This window comes from Asticcacaulis sp. (assembly GCF_027484505.1).
Taxonomy (GTDB): domain Bacteria; phylum Pseudomonadota; class Alphaproteobacteria; order Caulobacterales; family Caulobacteraceae; genus Asticcacaulis.
Genome location: NZ_JAIXSV010000116.1, coordinates 1 through 3,264 on the forward strand (window position 1 = coordinate 1; position 3,264 = coordinate 3,264).

The 3,264-nt window shown below is 56.6% G+C and carries 4 protein-coding genes; 1 reads left to right on the top strand and 3 read right to left on the bottom strand.

Annotated elements, in window-relative coordinates; translation table 11 throughout:
- Nucleotide 1: 1 nt before the first annotated feature.
- The 3 genes from Q0072_RS07025 to Q0072_RS07035 all read right to left on the bottom strand — a co-directional run bounded on the left by Q0072_RS07025 (nucleotide 2) and on the right by Q0072_RS07035 (nucleotide 2,353).
- Nucleotides 2-592 (bottom strand): RHS repeat domain-containing protein, encoded by a 591-nt coding sequence (locus Q0072_RS07025; RefSeq protein WP_298327662.1) that lies wholly within the window; start codon nucleotides 590-592, stop codon nucleotides 2-4.
- 109 nt (nucleotides 593-701) lie between these two features.
- Complete coding sequence (locus Q0072_RS07030; protein ID WP_298327665.1) at nucleotides 702-1,211, bottom strand: hypothetical protein; 510 nt, start codon at nucleotides 1,209-1,211, stop codon at nucleotides 702-704.
- Nucleotides 1,212-1,450: 239 nt separating this feature from the next.
- On the bottom strand, nucleotides 1,451-2,353 hold the full coding sequence (locus tag Q0072_RS07035; protein ID WP_298327668.1) for a HEPN domain-containing protein: 903 nt from the start codon (nucleotides 2,351-2,353) through the stop codon (nucleotides 1,451-1,453).
- 326 nt (nucleotides 2,354-2,679) lie between these two features.
- Here Q0072_RS07035 and Q0072_RS21900 point away from each other — a divergent pair, with 326 nt between their 5' ends.
- A complete protein-coding gene (locus tag Q0072_RS21900; protein ID WP_366941784.1) occupies nucleotides 2,680-2,883 on the top strand; it encodes an excalibur calcium-binding domain-containing protein in 204 nt (67 codons plus the stop codon).
- Nucleotides 2,884-3,264 lie beyond the last annotated feature (381 nt).

The following is a 3,264-nucleotide window of genomic DNA, read 5'->3' on the forward strand; positions in this document are numbered from 1 at the left end:
ATCACGGATAAGGCCTGAAGCCGCCTGTGCCAAAGGGTTGTCGGCCTTCGAACAGTCCGTTTTGGACGAAGTGCTGGTGCGGATCCACGTTAGCCGCCGTGATGTCGGGATAATTCACCCGGTAACCATTGGTGCTGAACCTGGGTGACGGGTCGCGTAACTCGTGCCAGCCCCAGATATGGTAGTGATCCAGTGGATTGATCCCCGCCGCCGCCACATCCGGATAAGCGCTCAGATAGCCCGTGGTGCTGAAGTAGGCGCTGGGGTCCCGCCCTTCATGCCAACCATTGTTGTTGTAATGGTTGATAGCGTCCTGAACCGTGAAGTTCGCGTTGAACAGGTCCCAGTACAAAAGGCGATAATAGTCGGCATCAAACCCGTTCGGCTGTATGTTTCCGCCGCTGCGCTTTGACGTCCGGTTCCCCGCACTGTCGTACTGATACCATGACGACGAACCATTGGGGTGAATAACCCCGGCCACCCGGCCCAAGGCGTCATAGCGATAGATGGTTTCGCTCGCGCTTGCTGATACTGGCAACAGGCTCGCCGCCAAACCTGATCCTAAAATCGCCCGACGCGTTACCTTCATCATTCCCCTACCCCTTTACTGCCCCTGCGAGCAGCCGTTCCCTGGCCTTTACCGTTACGCTTCGGTTCCTCGCGGAACCCATTTGACTACAGTCAGCGTTTTCGTCTGCGGCTCAGCAGAGGCCACAGGCGGTATCCGAGGTCCAGATAGCCGGACCGCTGGCGCTGTAGATGACCATGTTGCCGTCACTTTGGACCACGAACCACGCACCGGGGTTACCATTGGTTCCAGATGACCACAGCGGTTCGCCAGAAGCGCCATACAGCACCAGATTGCCATCGCCCTGCATCACCAGTTGCGCCGCAACCTTGCTGTGGCTACCCGCTCCCGCCCACAAGGCGCCTGACTGTCCGTAAAGGACCAGATTGCCGTCTGTCTGGACGTGAAGGTGATACCGGCCTCCATCCGAGACCATGTCCTGTCCTCGTAGCAACGCCTGCCCGGCGTACAGCACATTGGCCGAACGCGCAGGCCATGACATCTGCATCTTCTTGATGCGATTGCCCGCTGAGTCATAAGTGTAACCAGTCTGCGTGCCGTTGTTCTGCGTTGACAGCACCAAACGCCCCAGCGCGTCATAGGCGTAGTCCGTTCCCGACTGCGCCATACAGGGCGCGGCCACAAGACTGCCAAGCAAACAGAGAACGTGGATTGTGTGCCTCAAATCATCCCCCCTAAGGCGATTTACCTCAGGAGGTAACCATGCAAATAGCACCTTTGGCAAGAGCCAATTTCTACCCTCAGGCGTTAAGCACCAGCCATAATCACCCATAGGCTACGCGTCATCTCAGACGGGACTATCCATGACAAGCGAACATATCATACTCGCGTACTTTGGGTCCGACACGACACTCGTCAGTGCTATTTATCGTTTTTAATTCTGCGAATACAGACCGCCTCAACCATGTTCTTCAGGCCATCTATTCGATCACTTAACCACTGCAGTTCCCCGCTGGTGATGTCATACTCCGCCGAATACCTCGCCTCCACATAGGCGCGCTGAAGCTTGGCAAAGCAGCGGCGGGCAAATTTGTCATCAGGCCATACGTTTCTCAGCCTTTCATCCAGCCCTTCCGCTTGCGACCGTAGAAACGTGAGGCGGTGGGATTTCGGGCTATAGAGTGTAAGCGACAACAGGACACAGTGGTACAGAGCCTCGACCGTCTGATGTAGGTCGAATGCGGCATGGTTTAGCTCACCATCTGCAATACTGTTCTTGACCCGGACAAGATTGTATTCGGCCCTGTGCATCCACTGCTCGTAATACGCCTTAGCCTCCGCCTTGATCTCCTCCGGCGTCAACGCCTTGGGCTTGGCCAGCGGATGGCCCTCAGCCTCGTAGAGCATGACGCCGTCCTTCACGATGTCCGAGAAGAAGGGGCGGCCACGGGCGAGCTGATCGTTCACGTCGGCAAGGCTGTGGACGATGAAGCTTACGGGCGTCTTGAGGTCATGCGTCAGGGTATATTCCCGCACAAACCGGTCGTCTGCCGCGCTCCAGTATTCCTGCAGGTCAGTAAATTCCTGGCTGTTGACGACCACCAGAAGATCGTAGTCCGAGCGATAGCCGGACAGACGATCTTCCACCCAGTCCCCCCGCGCACATGAGCCGAACAGGATGATTTTGAGGATGCGTCCGCCCTTTCGCTTCTCGGACAGTTTCGTCTGGGTAGCGGCCTCAAAGCTGTCGAACAGCACCTTCACCACGTGCTCAAGCTCGCGGCGTTTGGTGTCCGGCAGATGATCAAGGGCGTCAGGCAGCATGTCGAGTCCCGGTAGCGTCTCTCTATCTATAAGTGTCGCTGACTCGCCCTGCAATGCCATGTCCACGGATCAATTACGGATAGTTTTCGGCGTTGGGCTGCGCTGACGGCCCGTCCGCAGTTTTCCATCGTTGCCGGGTAAGGCGCTTTCTGGTGTTTCTGCCCACCCCGTTAACCGTGCCTAAAAAGCGTTTGTTAGACGTATGGTTGTATTTTCACCGCATGTCAGGTTATCGAAACTATCCCAAATATCGGGGCAACCAAAGTCACCGTCCCCGTCGTCGGGCGCGACGGTTTTGGCACTCTGATGAGCCCGCCCGCCTTTTGATGGCGCTGGTGTTCTTGGGTTTCATCGCCTACCTGAACTATCCACGGCTTGTCCGCCTCGTTGAGAACAAGCCGGTCTATTACGCGGACTGTTCCCATGCACGCGCGGTTGGTGCACCTACGCCAATCTACAGATGGGAACCCGGATACCGTTCGGAGATGGATGGTGACGATGATGGCGCGGCCTGTGAGCCTTGGCGTTAGCCCGTATCAGCCGAACTTGCCGTCATTTCTGCGCCGTCGTCTTTTTCGTCAGAAAATGTCGGTTTTCGCGCGGTTTTTTGAGGGTTTTGGGTTGAGAGCAAGATCAAAGGAGTAGAGCCTTATGCGCCTCACGGCGGGCATAAGTCTCTGTCTGCACGTCTGTTTTTGTGAGGCACTTTTAGCGCCATTTGGCATTTCGTAGCGCCATTGTGGCGCTCTTGAATCCGCCGGGAGAAATCCAATCCTTGGAGAGGAAAACGGACTTTACCGGAGGCGGATTATGGACCGCGACGACAGGTTTGAACTGAGACCGGGCCGCATAGGCCGTGACGGTAAGGCCATGTCTCTGGGCCGGGACTTTCGCAACCGTGTGATCAAGGC